The following is a 25,889-nucleotide window of genomic DNA, read 5'->3' on the forward strand; positions in this document are numbered from 1 at the left end:
CGGCCTACGAAATCCGCGCGGTTTACCCCATCCTGTGCTCACCCCGCACCATCGCCTCACGATCGAACACCTTCTGAATCTCCCCGTGCGCCATAAACGCCGCCCGGTCGGACATATGGGCAATCACGTCCGCATCGTGGCTCACCAGCAGATAGGTCATCTCGTGCTCGGCCTTCAGGCGGTTGAGCAGGTTCAGGATCTCCGCCTGCACGGACATATCCAGCGCCGAGGTCGGTTCATCCAGCAGCAGAAGCTGAGGGCGCAGCAGCAGCGCCCGGGCAATCGCCACGCGCTGGCGCTGGCCGCCGGAAAGCTGGTGCGGGTAGCGCCTGCCCGCGTCGGCGGAAAGCCCCACCTGCTGCAGCGCATCCGCTACCTTTTCGGCAACCTGCGTTTCGCCGTGAATGCTTAACGGCTCCGACAGCGTGCGCGCAACGGTGTGGTTCGAATGTAGCGACGCCCACGGGTCCTGAAACACCATCTGCACGTTGCGGCGCAGCGCGCCTTCAAAACGCCGTCCGGGGCGTAACGCTTCCCCCAGTATCGAAATCGTGCCGTTCCACTCGCGCTGCAGCCCCGCCAGCACGCGCAGCAGGGTCGATTTGCCGCAGCCGGATTCACCCATCAGGCTGAAGGTTTCGCCTTTCTCAATGGCAAAGCTGGCGGCTGAGACCGCCGTTTTTTCCCCGAAGGTGACCTGAACCCGGTTAACCTCAACGAGCGCCATCGTTGGCCTCCTTCCACGGCTGCGAACGGTCGAGCGTTGGCAGCATCTGTCCATAGGTACTGGCGTCTGGACGACAGGTCCACAGGGTGCGCGTGTACGGATGCGTCGCCTGCGGGAGCTGGCTCGCCGCCATCTCATCAACTTTCTCTCCCTGATACATTACCAGCACGCGGTCGCAGTGTGCCGCCACCAGCGGCAGATCGTGGCTGATTAACAGCATCGCCATCTGACGTTCTTCACACTGCTCCACCAGCAGTTCGAGGATCTGGTTGCGCAGGCGGGCGTCCAGCGCGGAGGTCGGTTCGTCGGCAATCAGCACCTGCGGGTTGTTGACGAGCGCCATCGCGATCATCACCCGCTGGCCCATGCCCCCGGAGAGTTCGCCGGGATAACGCTGGAGGACATGTTCGCTCAGCCCGACGGCGCGGATGACGTCATGAACGCGCGCCAGACGTTCCGCGCGGGGCAGGCGCTGATGCAGGGTAAGCGCCTCATCTAGCTGGGCGGCGACGTTTTTCGCCGGATTAAGCGCGTAGCGCGGATCCTGCAGGACCATCGCGATCCCGTTGCCGCGCAGCGTCTGCCAGCGGCGGGCGTTCAGGGTCAGCAGGTCGTTGCCGAGCACGTGGAGTCGTTTTGCGCTCACGACGCCGGGTTTACGCACCAGCCCCATCAGGGCGCGGGCGGACATCGACTTGCCCGAGCCGGATTCCCCGACCAGCGCCAGCCGCTCGTTGCCAAGCGTAAAGCTCAGGTTGTTGACCACGCGCGCGGCGGGGTAGTCGATATTCAGCGCATCGACGATAACGCGGGGTTCAGTCATGATGTGGCTCCAGTACGTCGCGCAGGCCATCGCCCAGCAGGTTAAAGGCCAGGCTGGCAAACAGAATGGCTCCGCCCGGAATAGCGGCAATCCACCACTGGTCGAAAATCACCTGCATGCCGTCGGCGATCATCGCCCCCCATTCGGCCATGGGGGGACGGGCGCCAAGGCCGAGGAAGCCGAGACCGGCGGCGGCCAGAATAATCCCCGCCAGATCCAGCGCCAGCCGCACAATCGCGGAGGGCAGGCACAGGGGCAGAATATGGCCGACCAGCAGGCGCGGGCCGCGAATGCCCATCATCTCGGCGGCGGCCAGATAATCGCTGTGGCGCAGGCGCTGAATCTCGCTCCGCGCCTGCCGCGCGTAGGCGGGCCAGGTGGTTAAGGCCAGCGCCAGCGCGCCGTTGACCAGCCCCGGGCCGAGCATCGCCACAAACGCGAAGGCGAGGATCAGGCGCGGCATCGACATCACCACGTCGGTAAAGCGCATCAGGATGCGCTCCAGCCAGCCGCCGTAGTAGCCGGACAAAATCCCCACCAGCAGCCCGGCGGGCAGGGTAATTACGGTGACTAAGGCCACCAGCCCGAGCGCCGGACGGGTGCCGTAAATCAGTCGCGAGAGCAGATCGCGCCCGTAGCTGTCGGTGCCCAGCCAGTGCTGGCCGTTCGGGGCCTGCAGGCGCGCGGCGGCGTCCTGCCAGTTCGGGTCATGCGGCGCGAGCCACGGCGCGAACAGGGCGATCCCCCCCAGCAGCGCGATGGCAACCAGCCCGCACAGCGCGGCGGGGGAGCGGCGCAGGCGGCGTAAGAAGAGATAAAACGGCATCAGCGCACCCTCGGGTCGGTCGCCCGCACGAGCAGATCGGTAAGGTTATTGATCAGCACAAAGCAGACGCCAATCAGCAGCGTGCCGCCCATGACGGCGGTGGTGTCGCCGGCGAACAGAGCGGTGGTGAGGTAGCGCCCGATCCCCGGCCAGGAGAAGACGGTTTCGGTCAGCACCGCGCCCTCCAGCATGCTGGTGTAGGCGAGGGCGATCACCGTCAGCAGGGTGCCGCGAATGTTCGGCAGCACGTGGCGCAGCAGGATTGTCATCTCCCCGGCCCCCTTGGCGCGGGCAAGCAGGATGTACTCTTTGTTCATTTCGCTCAGGCAGGCGGAGCGCGTCAGCCGGGTGATGCTTGCCAGCGAGTAATAGGCCAGCAGCAGCACCGGCAGCACCAGGTGGCTGACGGCGTTGCGGAACGCCTCGCGATCGCCGGAAAGCCAGGTATCCACCAGCGCAAAGCCGGTGCGCGGCTCGACGGTAAACTGCCAGACATCGTCCAGCCTGCCGGGGCCCGCGCTCCACTGTAGCTTCGCGTAGAACAGGGCCAGCATCAGCAGGCCGAGCCAGAAAATCGGCACCGAGTTGCCGAGCAGGGTGAGCGTTCTGATCGCTAAATCGAGCGGCGAACCGGCGTAGCGGGCGCACAGCACGCCTGCCATCACGCCGAGCACGGCGCCGATGATTAAGGCCAGCGTCGCCAGCTCCAGCGTGGCGGGGAAGGCGTGCAGCAGGTCATGCAGCACCGGCTGCCCGGTGGCGCTGGCGGTGCCTAAATCGCCGTGGGCAAGATTTTGCAGGTAGTGCCAGAACTGCACGGGCAGGGGCCGGTCCAGCCCAAGCTGGTGGCGAACCTGATCGTAGGTGGACTGGCTGGCGTGATCCCCGACGATCTGCAGCACGCGATCGACCGGCGAAAACGCCGAGAGCGCAAACGTGACGAGCAGCAGCCCGAAGAGCGTGAGCAGGAGGGTCAGCAGTCCCTGCAACACGCGGGTGGAAAGATGTGGCATGGGATATCTCTTCATGCCGGGTGGCGGCTTCGCCTTACCCGGCCTACAAAACCGAGAACACAGGCCGGGTAAGCGTAGCGCCACCCGGCAACAAGGGCTACTTCGTGACGCGGTCGTACCAGACCATATCCGCGTTCAGCCCCTGCTGATACCCCTTCACGTTATCGCGCACCACGATCTGGGTTTTGCCCTGATCGACGAACACGTACGGCGAGCTCTGCTGCAGCTGTTCCTGCATCTTCTTGTACAGGTCCAGACGCTTCGCCGGATCCGGCTCGGCGACCGCCGCCAGCGTGGCCTTGTTCAGCTCCGGAATTTTCCAGCCGTTCAGACCGGCCACGGTGCTGGATTTACCGTCGTTCCACGCGAAGGCGCTGGCGTTAGAGTGCGCATCGAAGTAGTCCGGGATCCACAGCCGAATTGCCGCCTGATGCTGCTTTGCGCGAACGCGGGCATAAACCTGGCTCCCGGCGGCAGGCAGCAGATCCACCTTCACGCCGCCCTGAGCAAAGCTCGCCTGCATCGACTGGGCGATGGTGATAAACGGCGGCTTGTTCTCCACGTCCAGCGTAAAGTGTGCGTCCTTAATGCCCGCTTTGGCGAGAATGGCTTTCGCTTTTTCCGGGTCAAACTTAAATGGATTGTCCTCCAGCGCGCCCGGCAGCCCCACCGGCAGGAAGCTCTGATGAACAAAGTACTGGCCTTTCAGCAGGTTTTTGGTGATGCCGTCATAATCGACCAGCCAGCGCGAGGCCTCCCAGAACGCCGGGTTGCTCAGCAGCGGGTTGGCGCTGTTGCCGGTGTTAAACACCAGGTAATTTTGCTCGGCGGACGGAATGCTCAGCACCTTCACGCCCGGCTTGCCGTCCAGGGCGCTAATCTGATCTGCACCCAGATCGCGCGCCACGTCCGCATCACCCTGCTGGATCAGCAGGCGGCGCGATGCCGGATCGGGGACGTTTTTAATGATGATGCTTTTCAGCTTCGGCGCGCCGCCGGGGGCTGACTCGTTGGCTTCCAGCACGATGGCCTGATGCGGCTGATAGACGCGCATTTTGAACGCACCGCTGCCTGCCGAGTGCATTTTCAGCCAGGCGTTGCCGAAGTCGTTATCCTTCACGTTTGCAGCGACCTGCTTTTCATCGACGATGGAGGCAATCGGCGTGGAAAGGATATTCAGCGCCACCGACGGGCTAACGTCCGCCGTCCAGTGCAGCTGAAGGGTATGGTCGTCCACCTTTTTCAGCTGGCTGGCGATGTTGCTCGCGTCCCAGCCCAGCACGTTAAGGATAAAAGCCGGGGATTTGTTCAGCGTTACGGCGCGGGTATAAGAAAAAATCACGTCTTCCGGGCGCAGCGGGTTGCCGGAGGCGAATTTGGCATCGGGCTTAAGCTTGATGGTCAGGGTTTTTGCTGCCGCGTCCGCTTCCCAGCTTTCCGCCAGAATCGGGGTGATTTTTTCCGGATTATCGCGGTCCGGCTGTACCAGGCGCTGATACAGGCTCGGCACGGTCTGGATGCTGGAAAGCTCGTTAGCTTCCGCCGGGTCGAGGCTTACGATGTCATCAAGCCCCTGGGCAACCACCAGCGTGTTGGGTGGAGTAGCGGCGTGGGCTGCGCCTGAGAGCGCGGCCAGCACCAGTAACGGCAACAGTTTTTTCGTCATAGCGATCCCTGAGAAGAATATATTGTGATTGTTTTATGCTCCGCTACGTTAGGGCGACTGTGGCATTCCACAAAGTCGAAATTCAGCTTTGCTTATGCCATCCGGGAATATCGCATGCGCTCGTGCTATTAAAATGCGCGTCTTTTCGCCCGCTATAACGAACGGCTTTTTATTTTTGGCGGCGGAGAATTTCGACCGCTAAGGGCGGCAGATAAGGCGGCTTGAGGCGTTTCGGTTATAAGTTTTTTATGTAGGGTACAGCGTATATGCGCGGCTAATCCGCGGAAATTGCGATTTCAATCAAATTGGTTTTTCCTGACTGCAGCCCGCGCGTTACCGCTTCGGCGATATCTGCCGCCTCGGTCACCCGGCAGGAGGGGACGCCCATGGCGGTGGCAAGAGACTGAAAATCGATATGCGGGTTCACCAGGTCCATCCCGATAAAACGCCCCAGCCGCGTTGAACTGTAGTCAGCCTGGCTCTTCATAAAGTTTTTCAGGATGTTGTACTCCCTGTTATTCATGACGATAAAGGTGACCGGCAGGTTCTCGTGTGCCGCCGTCCAGAGCGCCTGCGGCGAGTACAGCGAGGCGCCGTCACCTATCAGGCATACCACCGGCTCCCGTCCGCGCCCCAGCGAGTGCCCCACTGAGGCGGGCATCCCCCAGCCCAGTCCGCCGCCGCGCATAAAGTAGTAGCGCTGATGCTGCTGGTCAGAGATGAACCGGCGGACGTGTCTGGCAGTCGCTATCGCCTCATCAACGATGGTAGTACCCGCGGGAATGGAACGGATAACTTCCCAGGCCGCGACCATCGGCGAAAGGGTTGGGCGTAGCCGCTCGGCGGCCAGACGTTCTTCCTGCTGCAGCCACTCCTTCTCGCGCTCGTCGCGGGCCGCAACCAGCAGCCGCTGGTGGGACAGACTGCTGGCGATCAGGCGCTGCTCAAGCTTCGGCAACAGTTCGTGCAGGGACAGTTTGATATCCCCCATCACTGAAAGCCGAGTGGCATACGTGCGGCCAAGCTCGTGCATATCTGCCGAGAGCTGATACACCGCGCAGGTCGCCGGAATGGCCTCGCCTTCGCTGTATAAAATGGTGATCAGGCTTCTGCCGCCGATGATAAACACGGCATCGTAGGCATTAATGATGCTGGCAATTTCGCTGGCGGTGGTGGGCATATTGCCCCGCCAGAGCGCGTGCTGGGTGGGGAAGGGTAAATTCAGCGGCCAGGAGGAGCCGTAGACGTGGGCGCTGAGCGCTTCCGCCAGCTGGACAATCTCCTGCGTCGAGCCGCTGGAGTGGACTTCATCTCCCGCCACAATCATGATCCTGCCTGGCGCGATCTCGCTGAGCGCCTCAGCCAGTTCGTCCAGCGAGCCCGCGACGGTGTGGTAGTTCACTCTGGACGCCGTCTGAATTCCGGCGTCGCTCAGTTCCTCCATGACGTTCATTGGAAGAGAAAGCAGAACCGGGCCGGCCGGAGGATAGCTGGCAGCGTGAAACGCGCGGCGCACCAGCACCGGGAGCTGGTCGGCGCTGGTGACCTCCTGCGCCCATTTCATGACCGGGGAACCAATGGAGACAATGTCATCGTACAGAAGCGGGTCGCGAACGTAGTGCCGCGTATCCTGCTGCCCGACGGTTACCACCAGCGGGGTTTTCATGATCCGCGAGTTAATGAGATTCCCCATGCCGTGCCCCAGGCCGCTGGCGGTGTGCAGGTTGATAAAACCCGTTTTACCGGAGGCTTTCGCATAGCCGTCGGCAATGGCGACCACGCTGCTCTCCTGAAGTGCAAGAATATAGTGAATATTTTCATGGCGAAGCAGGGCATCAATGAGCGGCAGTTCGGTTGTGCCGGGGTTGCCAAAAATATATTCCACGCCTTCACTCTCCAGCACTTCAAGGAGAATATCGGCGCCCGTTCGCATATTGAGATCTGATAAGGACGTTAATGATTTAATCATAATGACACCTCATTCAGTATTATTTAACGCAGGCTAAAATTCTTCCTGAGTCGGACGAACAACAATTTCATTAATATCAACGTCGCCAGGCTGTTCAATGGCAAATAAAACCGCGCGGGCAATCGCATCAGCCGGAATAGCCTGCTTATAAAATTCATGGAGAAATTTTTTACTCTCTACGTCAGAGCTGCCGAATTGAAGTTCGCTTTCGACGGCACCGGGCGAAATAAGCGTCGTGCGGATGGTTTTTCCCGCCTCCTGACGCAGGCCTTCGCTCAGCGCGCGAACGGCGAATTTTGTGGCGCTATACACCACGCCGCCAGGGGCCAGTACCTTGATGCCCGCAACGGAGGCCACGTTAATAAAATGCCCGCTGCCCTGACGCTGGAACACCGGTAATGCCGCCGCGATGCCGTACAGCACGCCTTTCAGATTGGTATCAATCATCTTGTCCCATTCGTCGGTTTTCAGCTCGCAAAGGGGGGCGATAGCCATAAAGCCCGCGTTGTTGATCAGCACATCCACGCGCTGGTATGCGGCAACGGCGGCATCAATGGCGCGCTGAACCTCTTCCTGACGGGTCACATCCGCCTGCACGGCAATGGCCTTTCCCCCTTGCTGAATTATTTGATCCACCAGGGCATTAATTCTGTCGAGACGGCGCGCCACCAGCACCAGCGAAAATGCGTTATTCGCTAAATGGAGGGCAATGGCCTGACCAATACCGCTGCTGGCACCGGTGATGACAATAACGTTGTTTCGACTATTATTCATGATCTTATCTCGCTGTTGAGTGATGCAAAAAAATAAAATGCAGATAAGCGTTGATGAATAATGACAAATTCATTAACGCGGTTTTTTGATATATTGTGTATCGGGAATAAAATGATGTTCGTTTAAAACTTAATGGAGCGCGGAAGAGTCTGTCAATGTCGTTTTTTAATAATTAAATTAATTGCAGACCTAATATTTAATTCTTATATGTAACCGAGAAGAGTATAAAAAAGAAATAGAGTGACCCTGCAGGCCCTGCGAACAGGGCCTGAGGATTATATTTTTCCACTGTAAAGCACCGGGCCTGTTGGCAGGCCAGTGGGGGATCCGCCCTCTGGTTCAAGGCTTATCGCTATCGTGGCGTCAGGAGGAAGCGTTGTGTTCCTGAGGGCCACCGTCGTTGGGATATCGCTATGCAGCAGCCCCAGCGAGACAGGGGCCTGTCCGGTCGGGATCAGCCAAAGCTGCAGGCTGTGCTGCGCCGGGACGGCGGCGGGGCCGAGAGGTGCAATACTCAGCTGCTGACGGCGGCTGTCCGCACTCACTACCCACTGCCCGCGCTGTTGGGCATCGTTGAGCACCATCAGCGGTGCGAGCGCTGGCGTGCGGGTGGAGTACCACGTCACGACGCTAAAGGCGGCAAGGCCGGCGGCCACCATCCAGCCGAGGTAAGGTCGCCAGTTGCGCACCGGCCGGTTGGACGGCAGTTCGAGGGCAATTTTTTTCCACACCGACTCAGGAGGCGTGATGGGGACGAGGTGGCTATCGAGCGTGCTGAACATCTCCTGCCAGTACGCTACGCGCGCAGCCAGCGCGGGTTCCGCGGCAATCCTTTTCTGGAACTGCAGCCGCGCGCCTCCCCGCAGGGTGCCGAGGGCATATTCTGCTGCCAGCATGTCGTCGCGTTTTTCTGCGTCATTCATAGCCCCACACACTCCCGAAGATGATCCATTGCGCGACGTATCCAGCTTTTCACTGAGCCTACGGGCTGCTGGAGCCAGTCGGCAATATCGCTGTGAGACATCCCCTGATAGTAGGCGAGCGTAATGCTCTGGCGCTGCTCGCTGCTCAAATGTTCGAGACAGTGCCTGAGCCGTTCTGCCTGTGCATCGTCGTGCCAGCTGTTCTGCTCATCGTTCTCGCCCGGGAGAAGCGCTTCGTTATACTCCGTCTCGCGCTCGGCGGCCCGGGTTTGCCCGCTGCGCAGCCAGTCTATACAGCGGTTGCGAACAATGTGCGTAAGCCAGGTCATTGGAGAACTCAGGGCGGCATTATAGGTTTCGGCTTTACTCCAGACGGTGAGAAAACAGTCGTGAAGGATCTCTTCCGCCCATGCCCGGTCACGTAGCATGCGCAGCGCGACGGCAAACAGATGCGGCGAGGTGAGTCGGTAGAGTTGTTCAAATGCACGGCGATCGCCGTTAGCGACCGCCTGCATTAATTTTTGCTGCTGTTCAGCCAGCGCGTTATCCATGTTTTCCCCGGAAGGCAGCGTCACACTTCCGAAGTATAGACAACTACTTAGGCATCAGAACGGTATCGATCACATCGATCACGCCATTTTTTTGATGAACGTCGTAGGTGCTGATGTTTGCCACGTTGCCTTTGGCATCCTTAAGCTGAATATTGTGCAGGCCGTTGCTCATGATCCACAGCGGCTGACCGTTAACGGTCTTCAGCTCCGCGCGGCCGCCACCCTGTTTAATCTTCTGCTCCAGCGCTTTCATATCGTAATTACCGGCGACCACGTGGTAGGTCAGGATGCTGGTGAGCAGGGCTTTGTTTTCGGGTTTGACCAGGTTATCGACGGTGCCGGCGGGCAATTTTGCAAACGCCGCATTGGTCGGCGCAAACACGGTGAACGGTCCTTTGCTCTGCAGGGTATCCACCAGTCCGGCGGCTTTGACTGCCGCTACCAGGGTGGTGTGATCTTTCGAGTTCACGGCGTTTTCAACAATATTTTTGCTCGGGAACATAGCCGCTCCGCCCACCATCACGGTGTCTGACGTCATGGCTGCTGATGCGCCTGCACAGAAGAGTAAAGCGCTGGTTACGAAGGCAACACGGGTTAGCTTTTTCATCATCATTCCTCGGATTGGGGAGCAAAGGAGTTGCTCACATACCCATATACGAGGGCTGGGGGGAAACTGGATGCAGGGAAATAAAAATAAATTCAGGAGACGTTTATTCCCTCTCCCCAATGGGGAGAGGGTTAGGGTGAGGGGCAACCCTCAGCGGCGAACCGGCGCGCCGTTCGCCACGTAATACGCCGCCGTGCTCTTCGCCAGCGGTTCCCGCCCGCGAATCGCATCGGCAATTTTCTCGCCGATCATAATGGTGGTGGCGTTCAGGTTGCCGGTGATGATCTGCGGCATGATCGACGCATCCACCACGCGCAGCCCTTCCAGTCCGTGAACGCGGCCTTCGCCGTCAACCACCGCCATCTCGTCATAGCCCATCTTGCAGGTGCCGCACGGATGGAACGCGGTTTCGGCGTGGTTACGCACGAACTCGTCCAGCTGCTCGTCGGTCTGGCAGTCAATACCCGGACTGATTTCACGGCCGCGGTACTTGTCCAGCGCGGGCTGGTGCATGATCTCGCGGGTGATGCGGATCGCGTCGCGGAACTCCTGCCAGTCCTGCTCGTGGGACATATAGTTGAACAGGATCGCCGGATGCTGGTGCGGATCGCGGGACTTGATGCGCACGTGTCCGCGGCTCGGCGAGCGCATAGAGCCAACGTGGCACTGGAAGCCGTGCTCTTTCACCGCGTTCGAGCCGTTGTAGTTAATCGCGACCGGCAGGAAGTGGTACTGAATGTTCGGCCATTCGAACTCCTCGCGGCTGCGGATAAACCCGCCCGCCTCGAAGTGGTTGCTCGCGCCCACGCCGGTGCCGCCAAACAGCCACTCGGCGCCAATCTTCGGCTGGTTCCACCACTGCAGGGCAGGGTAGAGGGAGACCGGCTCTTTGCACTCGTACTGGAGGTACATCTCCAGGTGATCCTGCAGGTTTTCACCCACGCCGGGCAGGTCGTGCACCAGCGGGATATCGAACTGCTTCAGCAGCTCTGCGTTGCCCACGCCGGAGCGCTGAAGGATCTGCGGGGAGGCAATGGCCCCGGCGCACAGCAGCACCTCTTTATTCGCCGTCGCTTTCGACGGAATGGTGCTTTCCCCTTCCAGCCACTCGACGCCCACCGCGCGCTTGCCGTCAAAGATAATGTGGTCGGTCATGGCGTGGGTGCGGATGGTCAGGTTCGGGCGTTGCTTTGCCTGGTCCAGATAGCCGCGCGCGGTGCTGGCGCGTCGGCCCTGCGGCGTGACCGTGCGGTCCATCGGGCCGAAGCCTTCCTGCTGATAGCCGTTGAGATCCTCCGTGCGCGGGTAGCCCGCCTGCACGCCCGCTTCCACCATCGCCTCAAACAGCGGGTTCACGCCCGGCTTAGAGGTGGTGACGCTCACCGGACCGTCGCCGCCGTGGTAGTCGTTCGGCCCCACGTCGCGCGTCTCGGCCTTGCGGTAGTAGGGCAGGCAGTTGAGGTAGCTCCAGTGCTCCAGGCCATCTTCTTTCGCCCAGTTATCCAGATCCATGGCGTTGCCGCGGATGTAGCACATGCCGTTGATCAGCGACGAGCCGCCCAGCCCTTTACCGCGCCCGCACTCCATGCGGCGGTTGTTCATGAACGGCTCAGGCTCGGTTTCGTACGCCCAGTTGTAGCGCTTGCCCTGCAGCGGGAACGCCAGCGCGGCAGGCATCTGGGTGCGGAAGTCAAAGCGGTAATCCGGCCCGCCCGCCTCAAGCAGCAGCACGGTGGTATTCGGATCTTCGGTCAGTCGCGTTGCCAGCACGTTGCCGGCAGAGCCGGCGCCGATAATGATGTAGTCAAATTGCAAATAAACCTCCCGGTTAAAATATGGACTGGAATTTACCCATCTCAACCTGGATGGACTTCACCTGGGTGTAGCTCTGCAGCGTCATCACGCCGTTCTCGCGGCCAATGCCGGAGTGTTTGTAGCCGCCCACCGGCATCTCTGCGGCGGATTCACCCCAGGTGTTGATCCAGCAGATGCCCGCTTCGAGCTGATGAATGGCGCCGTGGGCGCGGTTCAGATCGGCGGTGACGATCCCCGCCGCCAGCCCGTAGTCGGTGTCGTTGGCGCGGCGAATGGCCTCTTCATCGGTTTCATAGGTGAGGATGGACATCACCGGGCCGAAGATCTCCTCGCGCACGATGGTCATCTCGTCGGTGCAGTCGGTGAACACGGTCGGGGCCACCCACGCGCCGTTGTCGAACGCTTCGCCCTTCAGCACGTCTCCGCCGCACAGCACGCGCGCGCCTTCTTCTTTACCTTTGGCGATGTAGCGCAGCACGCTGTCGCGGTGCGGGAAGCTGACCATCGGCCCGAAGTTGGTTTTCACATCGAACAGATCCCCCGCGCGGATGCGGCCCACGCGCTCAACGATTTTCTGCTCAAACGCGGCCTTAAACTTCGCAGGCACGAACACGCGGGTGCCGTTAGTGCACACCTGGCCGGAGCTGAAGAAGTTCGCCATCATGGCGATGTCCGCCGCGAGATCGAGATCCGCGTCGTCAAAAATAATCAGCGGCGATTTGCCGCCCAGCTCCATCGTCACCTCTTTCAGGGACGAGGCCGCCGAGTTCGCCATCACCTTTTTGCCGCTGGCGACGCCGCCGGTGAAGGAGACTTTGGCGATGCCCGGATGCTCGGTCAGGTACTGACCGGTCTCCGCGCCCACGCCCGGCAGGACGTTAAACACACCGTCCGGCAGACCCGCTTCGGTATAGATTTCGGCAAGCTTGAGGGCGGTGAGCGGCGTCACTTCGCTCGGCTTGAAGATCATCGCGTTGCCCGCCGCCAGCGCCGGGGCCGATTTCCACAGGGCAATCTGGATCGGGTAGTTCCACGCGCCGATGCCCGCCACCACGCCCAGCGGCTCGCGGCGGGTGTAGACGAACGAGGTCTCACGCAGGGGGATCTGGCTGCCTTCCAGCGCCGGGATCAGCCCTGCGTAGTACTCCAGCACGTCCGCGCCGGTGACGATATCCACGGTCGAGGTTTCGGAATACGCTTTGCCGGTGTCGAGGGTTTCCAGCTTTGCCAGATCGTCGTTGCGCTCGCGCAGGATGTCCACGGCGCGACGCAGGATGCGCGAGCGCTCCATGGCGGTCATCGCCGCCCAGATTTTTTGCCCGCGCTGTGCGCTTTCTACGGCGCGGTCGACGTCTTCGCGCCCGGCGGCCTGCACGCTCGCCAGGACTTCACCGTTGGCCGGGTTGATGGTCTCGAAGGTGCGACCGCTGGTGGCGGATGTATAACCACCATTGATATAAAGCTGCTGTTCTGCCATTCGGGACATAAATTCTCCTCGGTTATTCGGTCGGTAAATGCTGGCTGATAAAGTGGCTGGTCAGCGATTGCGCCAGGGTCTTATCCAGCGGCTTGCCGCTCAGTGCAGCGCGCAGCCACAGTCCGTCGATCAGCGCCGCCAGCCCGTAGCCCGCCTCCTGGGCCTGCTCGCGCGGCAGCGCGCGGCGGAATTCGTACACCAGATTCGACAGCAGGCGACGGCTGCTCACCTGCTGCAGGCGGTAGAGCATCGGCTGGTGCATGCTGCTCGCCCAGAAGGCCAGCCAGGCCTTCATCGCCGCGCTGCTGACCTGGGTTTCATCAAAGTTGCCGCCGACAATCGCCTGCAGTCGCTGCTCCGCGCTGCCGTCCGGCAGGGCGTGCAGGCGGCTTAATACCGCGTCGCGAAGCTGGCCGGTGATGTCGCGCATGGTCGCTTCCAGCAGGCCATTTTTGTCTTTGAAATAGTGACTGATGATCCCGGTGGAAACGCCCGCCCGACGGGCTATCTGCGCGATCATCGCGTCATGCATTCCCACTTCATTTATTGCTTCCAGCGTGGCGTTAATTAGCTGCCTGCGCCGGATCGGCTGCATCCCCACTTTGGGCATTGTTGCCACTCCATTCATCAGCTTTGGTAATACATTAAAGCGGTTTTTGATTGGACGTTCAATATAAAATGTGTCTTAATTGTTGCGGATTTGGATTTTAATAGTTACAAAAACAGTGGGGATACTGGATGACAGACCTTTCACAAGACAGAGAAAAAGACAAAATCAACCCGGTCGTTTTTTATACTTCCGCCGGGCTGATTTTGTTGTTTTCCCTGACGACCATCTTCTTTCGCGATTTTTCCGCCGAGTGGATTGGGCGCACCCTGAACTGGGTGTCGAAGACCTTCGGCTGGTACTACCTGCTGGCCGCGACGCTTTATATCGTCTTCGTGGTCTGCATTGCCTGCTCGCGCTTCGGTTCGGTGAAGCTCGGGCCGGAGCAGTCCAAGCCCGAGTTCAGCCTGCTGAGCTGGGCCGCGATGCTGTTTGCCGCGGGCATCGGCATCGACCTGATGTTCTTCTCCGTGGCCGAACCGGTTACGCAGTATATGCAGCCGCCGGAAGGGGCAGGGCAGACGATGGAGGCCGCGCGCCAGGCGATGGTCTGGACGCTGTTCCACTACGGCCTGACGGGCTGGTCGATGTACGCCCTGATGGGGATGGCGCTCGGATACTTTAGCTATCGTTATAATTTGCCCCTCACCATTCGCTCCGCGCTGTACCCGATCTTCGGTAAAAAAATCAACGGACCGATTGGCCACAGCGTCGATATCGCGGCGGTGATCGGCACCATCTTCGGCATCGCGACGACGCTCGGCATCGGCGTGGTGCAGCTTAACTACGGGCTGAGCGTGCTGTTTGATATTCCGGATTCGATAGCGGCGAAGGCGGCGCTGATTGCGCTGTCGGTGATTATCGCCACCATTTCGGTGACGTCGGGCGTCGATAAGGGCATCCGCGTGCTCTCCGAGCTGAACGTTGCGCTGGCGCTGGGGCTGATCCTGTTCGTGCTGTTTATGGGCGACACCTCGTTCCTGCTCAACGCCTTAGTGCTCAACGTGGGCGACTACGTGAACCGCTTTATGGGCATGACGCTGAACAGCTTCGCCTTCGACCGCCCGGTCGAGTGGATGAACAACTGGACGCTGTTCTTCTGGGCGTGGTGGGTAGCGTGGTCGCCGTTTGTCGGCCTGTTCCTGGCGCGTATTTCGCGTGGCCGCACCATCCGCCAGTTCGTGATGGGCACGCTGATTATCCCGTTCACCTTTACCCTGCTATGGCTGTCGGTGTTTGGCAACAGCGCGCTGCACGAGATCATCCACGGCAATGCGGGTTTTGCGCAGGAAGCGATGGCGCACCCGGAGCGCGGTTTCTACAGCCTGCTGGCGCAGTACCCGGCGTTTACCTTTAGCGCCTCCGTGGCGACCATCACCGGCCTGCTGTTTTACGTCACCTCGGCGGATTCCGGCGCGCTGGTGCTGGGCAACTTTACCTCGAAGCTCAAGGATATCAACAGCGATGCCCCGAACTGGCTGCGCATCTTCTGGTCCGTGGCCATCGGCCTGCTGACGCTCGGCATGCTGATGACCAACGGCATTTCGGCGCTGCAGAACACGACGGTGATCATGGGCCTGCCGTTCAGCTTCGTCATCTTCTTCGTGATGGCGGGGCTGTATAAATCGCTTAAGGTAGAAGACTACCGCCGCGTCAGCGCCAGCCGCGACACCGCCCCGCGCCCGATGGGCGCGCAGGACAGGCTGAGCTGGAAGAAACGTCTCTCGCGCCTGATGAACTACCCGGGCACGCGCTACACCAAGCAGATGATGGAGACGGTCTGCTTCCCGGCGATGGAGGAAGTGGCGCAGGAGCTGAAGCTGCGCGGAGCCTACGTGGAGCTGAAAAACCTGCCGCCGGAGGAGGGCGAGACCCTGGGGCACCTGGATCTGCTGGTGCACATGGGCGACGAGCAGAACTTTGTCTACCAGATCTGGCCGCAGCAGTATTCCGTACCCGGGTTTACCTACCGGGCGCGCAGCGGGAAATCGACCTACTACCGGCTGGAAACCTTCCTGCTGGAAGGCAGCCAGGGGAATGATTTGATGGACTACAGCAAGGAGCAGGTGATTACGGACATTCTGGACCAGTATGAACGGCACCTGAACTTTATCCACCTGCACAGGGAAGCGCCGGGGAATAGCGTGATGTTCCCGGACACGTAAGTAACGCTGTCTATAAACGCGCACGATAAGGCAAGTGTCTACTGACACTTGCCTTTTTTTTCCCTTAAGTTTGCCGGGAGCACTCATCAGGGGAAGGGGAGAAGGAATGCGTCGGAATAATGTTAATTTTCACCAAAAAAATTGATCTGAATGCGCTTTTCCTAAAGTCATTTGATTTTAAAGAGATTTTCTTATTTTTCACGCGAGCGGCTGTTAGGCATTCGTAAAGAAACTTCAGATTTTGTAGTAAGCGTTTTACTAAAACTCAAAGTTTTGTCATGAATAATCTTAAATTAACCCTATTAAGAAAAGGTTTAATTCCCTTTCTTTACTCTACTAACTTATTGATTTGATTTATTGAATGCTTATTGTTTGGTTTTTTGTTCTATTTTGTTAAAAATAATGGATGAATATGCTTGTGTAATGATTATGTTAAAAATTAGTGTTTAGATTATACATTTTTTTATCAAAAGGAATTATATACTTAATTATGTTTTTTATGCAGTTTAATGTTTTATAAAAATTTTAACTAATGTCTTTTTATCTTGATAAAGTTGTCTCATTGTCACATTTTCTTCATTCGAATACCATTTTCTACAAATCAGGCGAACGCTGATTTACCCGGAGCGAAGGAGGAGATGTCACAGAAATGAGAACGATAATCCCTAAGGAGTGGTTGTGCCTTTTGTCTCTGACGAACTTCTGTATGGATACACCATTTTCCAGCATCTGGAATACAGGCCAGCAACGCGCACGCTAATTAATATCAAGAATGGCCGAATCAAAAGATTTGGCACGACAAAAGCCAGATTGTTTGAGTATTTATTGTCAGGAATGGATGAAGGAATTGTCTACGATAATGACATCATCATACATGTTTTTGAGGATCATGGGTTGCGGTGCTCCAGATCTTATCTGCTGTCCATGATTAAAAAAATTCAAAATGCGTTTAATACCGTCGGCTTTGAGCGGTATCCCTTTGCAAGGGTCGATGGAAAAGCTTATGTAATCGATCGCTCTTGTTTAGAACGCATATATGTTGTCAAAACTTCATCTTAATCATGTTATGTGAATAAAAAAGGAATGAACGTTGACGACGCTACTGGTGTTTACTCGGAATTTTGCAATGAGGCAGGCCATTCAGGGTTTATCCTCAGCGGACAGAGCGGTATTCTTTTTTGATAACCGCCTTGAGTTTATTGTCTGTGCAACAATCCTGGATAAGCCTTGCATATTGATTGATGCAATAGATGAAACAACAGATAACATAGGGTGGTTATATTCTCGGCTCGCGGCCAGAGGGTTATCGCGGCGAACCTATTTTATTTCGCCAGAAGAAAATACAGGCAATAGCTATTTAAAACTCTTCTGGCTAGTTACAACGATTAAAGAGTTGAAGGCGCTTTGCGATCGTGCAGCGAAACTTCCGACAACGGAAAAATCGTGGGAAATAGCCGATGTTATTTACGACAGGTTATCGGAAAAGCTATCGGCAGAACATCTGGACTTTCTGATGACGCTGTACGATGCGTCGACCGGTGAATATCGTTGCAATGACCGTGATGACATAAATAAAAACTATTATTTAAGAAAGCGACTGGCACTAGGAAGCAGTTCAGAGATGAAGCAACTCATCGTCATTTTAACCACTCAGGCTTATCACCATCCTTGTTTAAAATCAGCCTGACTGGGCATTAAATAATATATTAACTGGTTTAGCGGACTTATTCCGCTGTTCCTGTATTGACATGACGTCAATACAGATAATGTTCAATCCTAAGGATAAAGCTATGCAAACTAAAATTACCCGTGTAATTCGGAATGTGCTGACGGCCGCAGCCGTGAGCGGAATCACCTTTGCCGCGCAGGCGGCCGATGGAAAAATTAATTTCACCGGCACAATCCTTGATTCAGCCTGTACAATTGATACCAATACGGCGAATCAGACCGTTAACCTTGGAAAAATCCCCAAAAGCTCGTTTAGCGCGGCTGGATCTGTTGCTGCCGCAACCCGCTTTAGCATTGTGCTGAACAATTGCCCCGCGGCCGTTACCTCTGCCTCCATTAAGTTTGATGGTACTGCGGACAGCTCTGACACCAGTATTCTTGCGCTGAACAGCGATCAGACGGCGAAAGGCGTAGGCGTTGCGTTTTATGAAGAGGACGGCATTACCGCGATCCCTCTGGCTACCCAGTCGAAGAGCATCACGCTTGACACCAGCGCAGGTGAAGATGCCGCAAACAGCAATAAGATGACCTTCGTGGCGAAATATAAGGCAACGCAGGCTGCCGTGGTGGCGGGTACGGCAAACGCGACGTCAGATTTTACCATTACCTATCAGTAATATCCTGGGCGTACCTGAGGTGCGCCCCGTTGTCTCTTGCTGAAATATCGGGAACGTATGATGAGTCAACTTATTCGAACAATTGTATTATTAAGCGCTTGCCTGATTTTTCTGCCGGTTCAGGCCAGCATAACCGTCGGGGGAACGCGCTTAATTTATAACGGAAATGACAATGAAGCCTCACTTCCTGTGAGCAACAGCCGAGATGCTGTTCCCTATTTAATTCAGTCATGGGTTGAGTTAGGTGAAAACGCGAAGGAGAAGGTTCCTTTTATCGTTACGCCGCCCTTGTTCCGCCTCGACGGCGGGCATGAAAATACGCTGCGGATCATTTATACCGGTGAAAAAAAACTGCCTGATAATCACGAATCTGTTTTTTGGCTAAACGTTAAGTCTATTCCCTCAATGACCCGGTCAGATGAAAATCGGCTGCTTATTGCCGTTAAAACGCGCATGAAGATTTTCTATCGCCCTGCGGCGCTGGCATCAGAAAAAGCCGGTGAAGCATGGACGAAATTAACATTTGAGCCGCGCGGTGAACGCCTGGTGATTAATAATCCCACGCCGTTCTACGTTTCTCTTTATTCGTTAACTATTGGCAATAAAACGATTGCGCAGCCGCCCATGATTTCACCCTTTAGTTCAGAAACGGTGGCTGGCAGTGGAAAACAGGTGGCCTGGAAAGCCATAAATGATTTTGGTGGCGTAACAGCAGAAAAGCGCCAGATGCTGAAATAAAAAATATTAACAATACGCATGTCACTCGCGCAGGTAAGCAAAGTGAATACTGTTCCTTTTTCTCGATATGGTTTTTTCTCTGGCTCGTGGCCTGACCGCGTAAGTCGACTCTCGACGATAGCGCTTTTTATTTCGGGCGTTTTTCCCGCAGCCGCAGGCGAACTCTATTTCATGGCCGATGCGCTTGAAAAAACACACTCGACTTCTCAGGGCATCGATCTGGGCCGCTTCGAGCGGGGAGAGCAGTTACCCGGCACCTACAGGGTGGAAATATGGCTTAATGAAAATTACATCCGAACGGAGAATATCTCTTTTGTATCTATTAACGGCGTCGGGCTGGCACCGGAGCTTAACCGTGGCGTGCTGGAATCGCTCGGAGTCAGGGTGAAGGCATTTCCTGAACTATCCATGCTGCCTGCCGAGGCGATCATTACCGACCCCGGCGCATTTATACCGGATGCCTCCAGCCGGCTGGATTTTGACAGGCAGAGACTGGACATCTCTATCCCTCAGTCGGCGCTTAACGCGCGGGCACGCGGCACCGTTGACCCGTCGCGCTGGAACCAGGGCATTTCTGCACTGCTGGTAAATTACAGCATTAACGGCTCGCGCAGCTGGAGCAGGGACGGTGAGACGCAGGATCAGCTTTACACTAACCTGCAAAGCGGTATTAATGCAGGGCCGTGGCGCCTGCGTAATTACAGCACCCTGACGAAGAACAACGGAAAACAGTCGTTTTCGTCGTTGAATACGACCCTGAGCCGTGACGTCCAGTTTTTGAGAGGGCAATTTCAGGTGGGGGAAACCAGCACCCCCGGCGACGTGTTTGACAGCGTGATGTTTCGCGGCGCGCAAATTTTTTCCGATGACACCATGCTGCCGGAGAGCATGCGCGGCTTCGCCCCTATCATTCGGGGAATTGCCCGCACCAACGCCACGGTTACCGTGAAGCAAAACGGCTACACGGTTTATCAAACCTACGTGGCGCCCGGCAGCTTTGTCATTCGCGATCTCTATCCTACGTCAGCGAGCGGCGATCTGGACATTGTCGTCACCGAAGCCGACGGCAGCGTCCAGCATTTCGTGCAGCCTTTCTCCGCGGTTCCCGTCATGCTGCGGGAAGGCCGCATGAAGTATGCACTGAGCACAGGGGAGTTTCGAACCACCAGGCATGGCGCGCATACGCCCACATTCGGCCTGGGCACGCTGGCCTATGGCCTCTCCAACCATCTTACGCTTTACGGCGGTGTTCTGGGGGCAGGTAACTATACCTCCGGCGTGCTCGGTTCCGGCCTCAGCTTTGGCGATATAGGCTCACTGTCGGCGGACGTTACCCTTGCCGATAGCCAGATCGTTGAGGAGAAAAATCGCCGCAGCCGGGGGCAGTCCTATCGGGTGCAGTATTCAAAAACGGTGGCCACGACCGACACCACCGTGACGCTCGCCAGCTATCGCTACTCCACGCAAGGGTTTTATACCTTTCAGGAAGTGAATGAATTTAGCAGCCAGCGCTACAACAAGCGAAGCCGACTGCAGCTCAACCTCAGTCAGTCGCTGCAAAGCTGGGGGAACTTTTATATTTCAGCATACCAGCAGGACTACTGGAGCAGGCAGGGCTATGAGCGCAACGTCAGCACCGGCTTTAACACCAGTATTCGCGATATCAATTACTCGCTCGGCTACACCTATAGCGAAACGCCGGGCAAAGACCGTAAGGACCAGATTCTCGCCTTTAACCTTCAGGTGCCGCTGAGCAAATGGCTGCCGCAAAGCTGGGCCAGCTATAGCGTGAATATGCAAAAGAACGGCCCCGAAACGCACCAGGTGGGTCTGAGCGGCACCGCCCTTGCCGATAATAACCTGAGCTACCTGGTTCAGCAGGGCTATACCTCGTCTGGCGGGGAATCGAGAAGCGCCCTGAGTGGAACCTATAAAGGCGGCTACGGCACCGTAAGCGCAGGTTACAACTACAGCCGACAGAACAGCCAGCTGAACTTTGGCCTGCAGGGGGGGATTGTCGGCCACGAGCATGGCGTGACGTTCTCTCAGCCGCTGGGGGATACCGTTGTGCTGCTGGAAGCGCAGGGCGCGTCCGGCGTGAGCGTGCGCAATAATCCTGGCGTTAAAACGGACTGGCGTGGATATGCGGTAGTGCCCTATGCCAGCGCCTATCAGGAAAACCGGATTGCGATAGACACCGGTTCGCTGGGGCCGGACGTGGATGTGGCCGAATCCGTCGTTAACGTTGTACCTACGCGCGGTGCCGTGGTGCGCGCGACGTTCAAGGCGAGAACGGGATTCCGGGCACTGATAACGCTGCTGTACCAGAACTCGCCGGTGCCCTTTGGAGCCATGGTAAAGCTCAACGGAAGCGATGCGATGAGCATTGTCGGGAGCGACGGAGAGGTCTATATGAGCGGCCTGAACGACGGTGACAGTATAACCGTACAGTGGGGAGCGAAAACCTGCCGCGCCAAAATAAACGTGAACGCCTTGCCGGGTAAAATTCAGCGTACCACTGCGGCGTGTCGTTAAATTTCTCATTGCGTTAATGCGCGTGATGACTTTGCGAGAGAAGGCCCACGCCTCGCCTGAAATAAAGGAACATATTATGCCCACTGTATTTAAAATCGCGACGGCAGCCGTGGGGTGCGCTGTCTCTCTGAATGCCTTTGCGCTGTGTTCTGCAAACGACGTAGCGGTCAACTTCGATCACAATATTGTCGTTCAGCGGGATGCGCCCGTTGGAACGGTATTAGCAACGATAGTCACCAGTAACCCCATAACATGTGATCCTCAGGGTCAGCAAATTGGATACGATGGCTCGTGGTTTATTCAGCTCTCCGGGGCAAATGCGGATTACGGCGCCTCGCCGCTGGTAAACGTGCGGGCGACTGAGGTCCCCGGCATCGGCATCCGGTGGAAGAACTTTTCCAGCACCACGCAAAGCAGCGAGTTTGTCACCAGAATGAGCCTCAATAATCCGAGCTGGCGGCGAGGGATCCTCCAGAATGGCGTATCAACGTTCACGGATACCTTTGAGCTGATCAAAACCAGCGCCACCCCGGCGACGGGCTCTATACCCGCTCTGACGCTCAATACTGAATACAGTACACCGAGGAGCAATAACATTATGCGCCTTCCGCTTTTTAAATATATTTTTTCGCCGATGAATATCAGCACCGCATCCTGTCAGATTGAAGATAAAAATTTGAATATTAATATGGGGATTGCGTTATTACCGAAGTTTAACGGCGTCGGTAGCACCCAGAATCCGGTGACATTTTCCATACCGCTTATCTGTAGTGAGCAGACCGCAGTGAATGTGACGCTGGATAACGTCAGCCCGCTTGCCGATGCCGCTAACGGCGTGTTGGGCTTAAACAGCAGTTCGACGGCTACAGGTCTGGGCATTCAGCTGAAATATAATGATTCGCCCGTGCAGTTCGGCAAGCTTATTAAATACGGCACGACGACTTCGCCAGGGGAAGTTGTCAATATTCCCTTTAAGGCCGCGTATTACATGACCTCAGCAAATGCGCAATCGGGTTCGGTGAGCGCCACGGCGTCGTTTACCATGACCTATCGTTAGCGCTTTATTTGAAATGGCCTCGCATCCGGTCTGTTCTGCGCGGCCCCCACTGAATACCTGAAAGATAACAGCCGAATCAAGCAGGATACGTTTATGGGGAACATTTTTTCCGGCAGGTTCGGTACCCGCTGGTGGCGATCGGCGTTAAGGCACGCCGACCGGAGAGCGTGGCAGCAGGGTGATCGCCTGTTCGCCGTGCTGTTGCCAGTAAAGGGTGAAGACGGTGCCTTTGGCATAGCCCGCGCGTTGACGGGTCAAGGCCAGCGTAAGTGACTTATCGTCGAGCTGTGTGACGCGAGCGCTGTCAAAACCCATCCATGACCGCACCTGCGGAAAGAGGGCCTTGAACAGGCTCTCCTTAGCGCTGAATGCCAGCGTCAACGCCAGCGCAAAGGGGTACCCCGAGCGCGTCAGGCACATCGCTTCCTGCTCGTCAATGATGCCGTCCTGGATTTCGCGGGCTTCACGGTCTGGAAGAACGGCTTCGCAATCAATACCCACCAGTGCATCTGGATGATGGACGACAACCGCCATCGCCCGCGTGCCGCTGTGGGTGATACTTCCTGAAAATCCCTCCGGCCAGAGCGGTTCACCGCTGGGGCCGATACCGGGCACGGTATGATCGGGCAAGGCATGCGCGGCGGCGATGCGGCCTGCAAGATGCTCAGCTTTGCGCTTGCGTCCGGCGTTTGAAAGCTCAGCGTGGTGAGGGAGCCAGAGGAGATCGGCATCGGTGAAGGTGGTGGGGGCGAAGGTGACATGGTGGACGGTGTGGCCGGCGAGAATGAACGTGGTGTGGGTGGTGTGCATGTTTTCCCTTCAGAATTGTGCAGCTGATGCCCTCACCCCGACCCTCTCCCACAGGGAGAGGGGGAAGTGACTGCCTGTATCAGAATCTTGTGTTGACGCTCATATACCACGTGCGGCCCGGCTCATTATACGTATACGCCCCTGCACCATACATATACGCCCCGGTGGTAGCATTTCCGGTCGTCTGGGCATTACCCGCGCGCCACTGGCGCTTGTCGAAGACGTTGTCCACGCCGCCGGTCAGGCTGACGTTTTTGGTCATGTCCCAGGTCGCGCTCAGGCCAACGATGCTGTACGGGCTGACTTCGTCTTTTTCAGACCCGGTCACAGGCTGACCTTTGTAGTTGTATTTCTTCGGCTGCTGCTTGCCGTACCAGGTAAAGGTCGACTGGAGCGACACGTCCTGATGCACCTGCCAGCTCAGGGTCGAGTTCAGCGTATACTCCGGAATGATCGACAGGCGGTCGCCGGTCTCCTTGTTCTTGCTCTGCAGCATGTAGGTGATGTTATTGGTCCAGTTAATCGTGTCGCTGACCGGCACGTTCAGGGAGCCTTCCAGCCCTTCCACCACCGCCTTCGGCACGTTTTCCCACTGGTAGATATCCGTCTGCACCTTACCGGAAGAGGTGTGGCCAATCGGCGCGTAGCCCGCTTCAATCTTGTCGCGGTAGTCGTTGCGGAACCAGGTCACGCCCGCCAGCCAGCCGTCGCGCTTCCACTCCAGACCAATCTCTTTGTTGATGCTGGTTTCCGCCTTCAGGTCGTCGTTGCCCATCATGTAGCAGCCCACGCCGTCGGAGCTTGCGTAGCAGCCCTGGCCTTTGCTGTAGAGCAGGTAGTTCGGGTTGGTCTGGTAGAGGCTCGGCGCTTTGTAGGCGCGCGCGATCCCCATCTTCAGCGTGAAGTCATCACCCAGGCCCTGCGACAGGTTCAGGGACGGGCTCCAGTTGTTGCCGACGATGGTGTGGTGGTCGAAGCGCAGCGCCGGGGTCAGCATGGTGCTGTCGGTCAGCTCCATGTTGTTCTCGGCGAACAGGGAGAAGATCTCCGCCGACGTATACGGGCTGCGGTCGTTGCTCATGCCCGGAATGGTGCCGCCCTGCTGGGTTTGCGTGAAGGAGGTCGAGTCCTTCATGCGCTGCTGGTTCCATTCGGTGCCCAGGGTCAGATTCTGGTTAACGACGAAATCAATCGGCAGGTTGATTTCGCTGTGCAGCATCACGTCGGCCAGGTCGGTGTCGGTGAATTTATTGCTGTTGAACAGGCCTTCCAGACCGCCCGCCAGCCCTTCGCCCAGACGCGAGTTGCGGGTGTGCTCGTACTGCGCCCAGCTGCTGGTGGTGATGCCGTTATCCCAGCCGCCGTTCCAGGTCACCGCGAAGTTCTGACGATAAATACGGTTGGTCTCTTTGCCGTAGTTTTTCTTCACCAGACCGCTGGAGCTGTTGTCGTTGTTGGTGTTCTGGGTATCACCGGCGTAGAGGTTATTCTGACGGCTGTAGCCGGCCTCAAACTCCAGAGACTGCATTGGCGCGAAGTCCCAGCGCACCACGCCGTTGATGTCTTTATTCTCCACACCCTCACGGCCCGCCGGCAGCGTGTCGGCGTAGGCTCCGGTACGATCGGACTGATGGCCCTGGTTGATGTCCCAGGCGTCGGCCTGGGTTTTGTCCAGATTGCCGAACATGCGGAAGCTGAAGTCGCCGCCCAGCGGGCCGCTCAGGCTGAAGTTGGTGCGTTTGGTTGAACCTTCGTCCTTGTGTTCCGGCGCGTTCAGGTAGGTGTTCCAGGAACCGTGCCACTGGTCGTCGAATTTTTTGGTGATGATGTTGACCACGCCGCCTGCCGCACCGTTGCCGTAACGCGCTGCTGCCGGGCCGCGGATCACTTCGATACGTTCGATCATCTCTGGCGGCACCCAGCCGGTATCGCCGCGGGTGTCGCGCTCGCCGCGCCAGCCCAGACGGATGGAGTTACGGCTGGTGACCGGCTTGCCGTCGATCAGGATCAGCGTGTTTTCCGGCCCCATGCCGCGGATATCAATCTGACGGTTATTCCCGCGCTGGCCGCTGGTGGAGTTCCCGGTCAGGTTAACGCCCGGCATGGTGCGGATGATTTCAGCCACGTCGCGCGCGGGCGGGTTTTTACGGATCTCATCGGCGGTGATGGTTGATACGCCCGGCGCCTGCAGATTCTGCTCGGCGGCGGTAATCACCATCGTGTCTTCGTGCTGCGCAGAGGCGGTGTTGTCGGCTGCCATGGCGGGCAGCGCGACGCCATAAATCCCTAAATTGACCAGCAAGGCCAGAGAGTGAATCTTCTTATTCATTGTACGTCCCGCTTTTGTGGTTGTTTTATGAGCGCTTCCCACAGCGCGGGCACTACGCTATTGCAAATGCAAATAGTTATCAATAATATTATCAATAAAATTTGTCCTGAGACAAAAAAGACTGTTAAACAT

The 25,889-nt window shown here is 57.4% G+C and carries 22 protein-coding genes and 1 pseudogene; 8 read left to right on the top strand and 15 right to left on the bottom strand.

What is annotated here, in order from left to right:
- Window positions 1-22: 22 nt before the first annotated feature.
- The 13 genes from ACMWKK_RS05240 to betI all read right to left on the bottom strand — a co-directional run bounded on the left by ACMWKK_RS05240 (window position 23) and on the right by betI (window position 13,781).
- Window positions 23-727 (bottom strand): ABC transporter ATP-binding protein, encoded by a 705-nt coding sequence (locus ACMWKK_RS05240; RefSeq protein WP_112781733.1) that lies wholly within the window; start codon window positions 725-727, stop codon window positions 23-25.
- Window positions 714-1,550, bottom strand: a complete 837-nt coding sequence (locus ACMWKK_RS05245; RefSeq protein ID WP_112781734.1) for an ABC transporter ATP-binding protein — start codon at window positions 1,548-1,550, stop codon at window positions 714-716. The genes ACMWKK_RS05240 and ACMWKK_RS05245 overlap by 14 nt, the downstream gene beginning before the upstream one ends.
- Complete coding sequence (locus ACMWKK_RS05250; RefSeq protein ID WP_112781735.1) at window positions 1,543-2,376, bottom strand: ABC transporter permease; 834 nt, start codon at window positions 2,374-2,376, stop codon at window positions 1,543-1,545. The genes ACMWKK_RS05245 and ACMWKK_RS05250 overlap by 8 nt, the downstream gene beginning before the upstream one ends.
- The gene (locus tag ACMWKK_RS05255; RefSeq protein WP_045325611.1) at window positions 2,376-3,389 is read right to left on the bottom strand and encodes an ABC transporter permease; all 1,014 of its coding nucleotides are present in this window, start codon (window positions 3,387-3,389) and stop codon (window positions 2,376-2,378) included. The genes ACMWKK_RS05250 and ACMWKK_RS05255 overlap by 1 nt, the downstream gene beginning before the upstream one ends.
- A 97-nt stretch (window positions 3,390-3,486) precedes the next feature.
- Window positions 3,487-5,055: an ABC transporter substrate-binding protein gene (locus ACMWKK_RS05260; RefSeq protein ID WP_112781736.1), complete on the bottom strand. Its 1,569-nt coding sequence runs from the start codon at window positions 5,053-5,055 to the stop codon at window positions 3,487-3,489.
- A gap of 274 nt (window positions 5,056-5,329) precedes the next feature.
- Complete coding sequence (locus ACMWKK_RS05265; RefSeq protein WP_045325614.1) at window positions 5,330-7,024, bottom strand: thiamine pyrophosphate-binding protein; 1,695 nt, start codon at window positions 7,022-7,024, stop codon at window positions 5,330-5,332.
- A 33-nt stretch (window positions 7,025-7,057) separates the two neighbouring features.
- The gene (locus tag ACMWKK_RS05270; protein WP_112781737.1) at window positions 7,058-7,798 is read right to left on the bottom strand and encodes an SDR family oxidoreductase; all 741 of its coding nucleotides are present in this window, start codon (window positions 7,796-7,798) and stop codon (window positions 7,058-7,060) included.
- Between the two features lie 275 nt (window positions 7,799-8,073).
- Window positions 8,074-8,721 (bottom strand): anti-sigma factor domain-containing protein, encoded by a 648-nt coding sequence (locus tag ACMWKK_RS05275; protein ID WP_112781738.1) that lies wholly within the window; start codon window positions 8,719-8,721, stop codon window positions 8,074-8,076.
- Window positions 8,718-9,272 (bottom strand): RNA polymerase sigma factor, encoded by a 555-nt coding sequence (locus tag ACMWKK_RS05280; protein WP_112781739.1) that lies wholly within the window; start codon window positions 9,270-9,272, stop codon window positions 8,718-8,720. The genes ACMWKK_RS05275 and ACMWKK_RS05280 overlap by 4 nt, the downstream gene beginning before the upstream one ends.
- 43 nt (window positions 9,273-9,315) lie before the next feature.
- Window positions 9,316-9,879, bottom strand: a complete 564-nt coding sequence (locus tag ACMWKK_RS05285) for a fasciclin domain-containing protein (RefSeq protein WP_045325624.1) — start codon at window positions 9,877-9,879, stop codon at window positions 9,316-9,318.
- Between the two features lie 150 nt (window positions 9,880-10,029).
- Entirely contained in the window at window positions 10,030-11,694 is a 1,665-nt protein-coding gene (gene betA / locus ACMWKK_RS05290; RefSeq protein WP_045325626.1) for a choline dehydrogenase, read from the bottom strand.
- A gap of 13 nt (window positions 11,695-11,707) precedes the next feature.
- Window positions 11,708-13,180, bottom strand: coding sequence for a betaine-aldehyde dehydrogenase (gene betB / locus ACMWKK_RS05295; protein WP_112781740.1), 1,473 nt, complete (start codon window positions 13,178-13,180; stop codon window positions 11,708-11,710).
- 13 nt (window positions 13,181-13,193) lie between these two features.
- A complete protein-coding gene (gene betI, locus ACMWKK_RS05300; RefSeq protein ID WP_406542759.1) occupies window positions 13,194-13,781 on the bottom strand; it encodes a transcriptional regulator BetI in 588 nt (195 codons plus the stop codon).
- Window positions 13,782-13,909: 128 nt separating this feature from the next.
- Here betI and betT point away from each other — a divergent pair, with 128 nt between their 5' ends.
- The 8 genes and pseudogenes from betT to ACMWKK_RS05340 all read left to right on the top strand — a co-directional run.
- Entirely contained in the window at window positions 13,910-15,943 is a 2,034-nt protein-coding gene (betT, locus tag ACMWKK_RS05305) for a choline BCCT transporter BetT (protein ID WP_112781741.1), read from the top strand.
- 678 nt (window positions 15,944-16,621) lie between these two features.
- A complete protein-coding gene (locus ACMWKK_RS05310; RefSeq protein WP_045325634.1) occupies window positions 16,622-17,002 on the top strand; it encodes a hypothetical protein in 381 nt (126 codons plus the stop codon).
- Between the two features lie 31 nt (window positions 17,003-17,033).
- Window positions 17,034-17,630 (top strand): hypothetical protein, encoded by a 597-nt coding sequence (locus ACMWKK_RS05315; protein ID WP_223239956.1) that lies wholly within the window; start codon window positions 17,034-17,036, stop codon window positions 17,628-17,630.
- A gap of 103 nt (window positions 17,631-17,733) precedes the next feature.
- Window positions 17,734-18,288: a fimbrial protein gene (locus ACMWKK_RS05320; protein WP_045325636.1), complete on the top strand. Its 555-nt coding sequence runs from the start codon at window positions 17,734-17,736 to the stop codon at window positions 18,286-18,288.
- A gap of 57 nt (window positions 18,289-18,345) precedes the next feature.
- Window positions 18,346-19,026 carry a molecular chaperone gene (locus tag ACMWKK_RS05325; protein WP_227658508.1) on the top strand — a complete coding sequence of 227 codons (681 nt, stop codon included), beginning with the start codon at window positions 18,346-18,348 and terminating at the stop codon, window positions 19,024-19,026.
- A 171-nt stretch (window positions 19,027-19,197) separates the two neighbouring features.
- Window positions 19,198-21,561, top strand: a complete 2,364-nt coding sequence (locus ACMWKK_RS05330) for a fimbria/pilus outer membrane usher protein (protein WP_112781742.1) — start codon at window positions 19,198-19,200, stop codon at window positions 21,559-21,561.
- 16 nt (window positions 21,562-21,577) lie between these two features.
- A complete protein-coding gene (locus tag ACMWKK_RS05335; RefSeq protein WP_258526889.1) occupies window positions 21,578-22,618 on the top strand; it encodes a fimbrial protein in 1,041 nt (346 codons plus the stop codon).
- Window positions 22,619-22,642: 24 nt separating this feature from the next.
- A pseudogene (locus ACMWKK_RS05340) lies at window positions 22,643-22,741 on the top strand (metal ABC transporter permease); the annotation flags it as partial.
- 21 nt (window positions 22,742-22,762) lie between these two features.
- Here the strand turns inward: ACMWKK_RS05340 and entD are convergent.
- A complete protein-coding gene (gene entD, locus ACMWKK_RS05345) occupies window positions 22,763-23,428 on the bottom strand; it encodes an enterobactin synthase subunit EntD (protein WP_112781744.1) in 666 nt (221 codons plus the stop codon).
- Window positions 23,429-23,507: 79 nt separating this feature from the next.
- Window positions 23,508-25,757 carry a TonB-dependent siderophore receptor gene (locus ACMWKK_RS05350; RefSeq protein ID WP_048994842.1) on the bottom strand — a complete coding sequence of 750 codons (2,250 nt, stop codon included), beginning with the start codon at window positions 25,755-25,757 and terminating at the stop codon, window positions 23,508-23,510.
- Between the last annotated feature and the right edge of the window lie 132 nt (window positions 25,758-25,889).

This window comes from Enterobacter sp. 01-M-03-SI-ECC (assembly GCF_047530215.1).
In the GTDB taxonomy this organism is placed as follows: Bacteria; Pseudomonadota; Gammaproteobacteria; order Enterobacterales; family Enterobacteriaceae; genus Enterobacter; species Enterobacter chengduensis.

What these genes read in the sequence shown, in the direction of transcription:
- ACMWKK_RS05260 (WP_112781736.1), bottom strand. Translation starts at nt 5,055, where the DNA reads ATGACGAAAAAACTGTTGCCGTTACTGGTGCTGGCCGCGCTCTCAGGC.
- ACMWKK_RS05330 (WP_112781742.1), top strand. Translation starts at nt 19,198, where the DNA reads ATGGCCGATGCGCTTGAAAAAACACACTCGACTTCTCAGGGCATCGAT.
- betI (WP_406542759.1), bottom strand. Translation starts at nt 13,781, where the DNA reads ATGCCCAAAGTGGGGATGCAGCCGATCCGGCGCAGGCAGCTAATTAAC.
- ACMWKK_RS05245 (WP_112781734.1), bottom strand. Translation starts at nt 1,550, where the DNA reads ATGACTGAACCCCGCGTTATCGTCGATGCGCTGAATATCGACTACCCC.
- betT (WP_112781741.1), top strand. Translation starts at nt 13,910, where the DNA reads ATGACAGACCTTTCACAAGACAGAGAAAAAGACAAAATCAACCCGGTC.
- ACMWKK_RS05250 (WP_112781735.1), bottom strand. Translation starts at nt 2,376, where the DNA reads ATGCCGTTTTATCTCTTCTTACGCCGCCTGCGCCGCTCCCCCGCCGCG.
- ACMWKK_RS05320 (WP_045325636.1), top strand. Translation starts at nt 17,734, where the DNA reads ATGCAAACTAAAATTACCCGTGTAATTCGGAATGTGCTGACGGCCGCA.
- ACMWKK_RS05265 (WP_045325614.1), bottom strand. Translation starts at nt 7,024, where the DNA reads ATGATTAAATCATTAACGTCCTTATCAGATCTCAATATGCGAACGGGC.
- entD (WP_112781744.1), bottom strand. Translation starts at nt 23,428, where the DNA reads ATGCACACCACCCACACCACGTTCATTCTCGCCGGCCACACCGTCCAC.
- ACMWKK_RS05335 (WP_258526889.1), top strand. Translation starts at nt 21,578, where the DNA reads ATGCGCGTGATGACTTTGCGAGAGAAGGCCCACGCCTCGCCTGAAATA.
- ACMWKK_RS05240 (WP_112781733.1), bottom strand. Translation starts at nt 727, where the DNA reads ATGGCGCTCGTTGAGGTTAACCGGGTTCAGGTCACCTTCGGGGAAAAA.
- ACMWKK_RS05285 (WP_045325624.1), bottom strand. Translation starts at nt 9,879, where the DNA reads ATGAAAAAGCTAACCCGTGTTGCCTTCGTAACCAGCGCTTTACTCTTC.
- ACMWKK_RS05350 (WP_048994842.1), bottom strand. Translation starts at nt 25,757, where the DNA reads ATGAATAAGAAGATTCACTCTCTGGCCTTGCTGGTCAATTTAGGGATT.
- ACMWKK_RS05270 (WP_112781737.1), bottom strand. Translation starts at nt 7,798, where the DNA reads ATGAATAATAGTCGAAACAACGTTATTGTCATCACCGGTGCCAGCAGC.
- ACMWKK_RS05255 (WP_045325611.1), bottom strand. Translation starts at nt 3,389, where the DNA reads ATGCCACATCTTTCCACCCGCGTGTTGCAGGGACTGCTGACCCTCCTG.
- ACMWKK_RS05275 (WP_112781738.1), bottom strand. Translation starts at nt 8,721, where the DNA reads ATGAATGACGCAGAAAAACGCGACGACATGCTGGCAGCAGAATATGCC.
- ACMWKK_RS05280 (WP_112781739.1), bottom strand. Translation starts at nt 9,272, where the DNA reads ATGGATAACGCGCTGGCTGAACAGCAGCAAAAATTAATGCAGGCGGTC.
- betB (WP_112781740.1), bottom strand. Translation starts at nt 13,180, where the DNA reads ATGTCCCGAATGGCAGAACAGCAGCTTTATATCAATGGTGGTTATACA.
- ACMWKK_RS05325 (WP_227658508.1), top strand. Translation starts at nt 18,346, where the DNA reads ATGATGAGTCAACTTATTCGAACAATTGTATTATTAAGCGCTTGCCTG.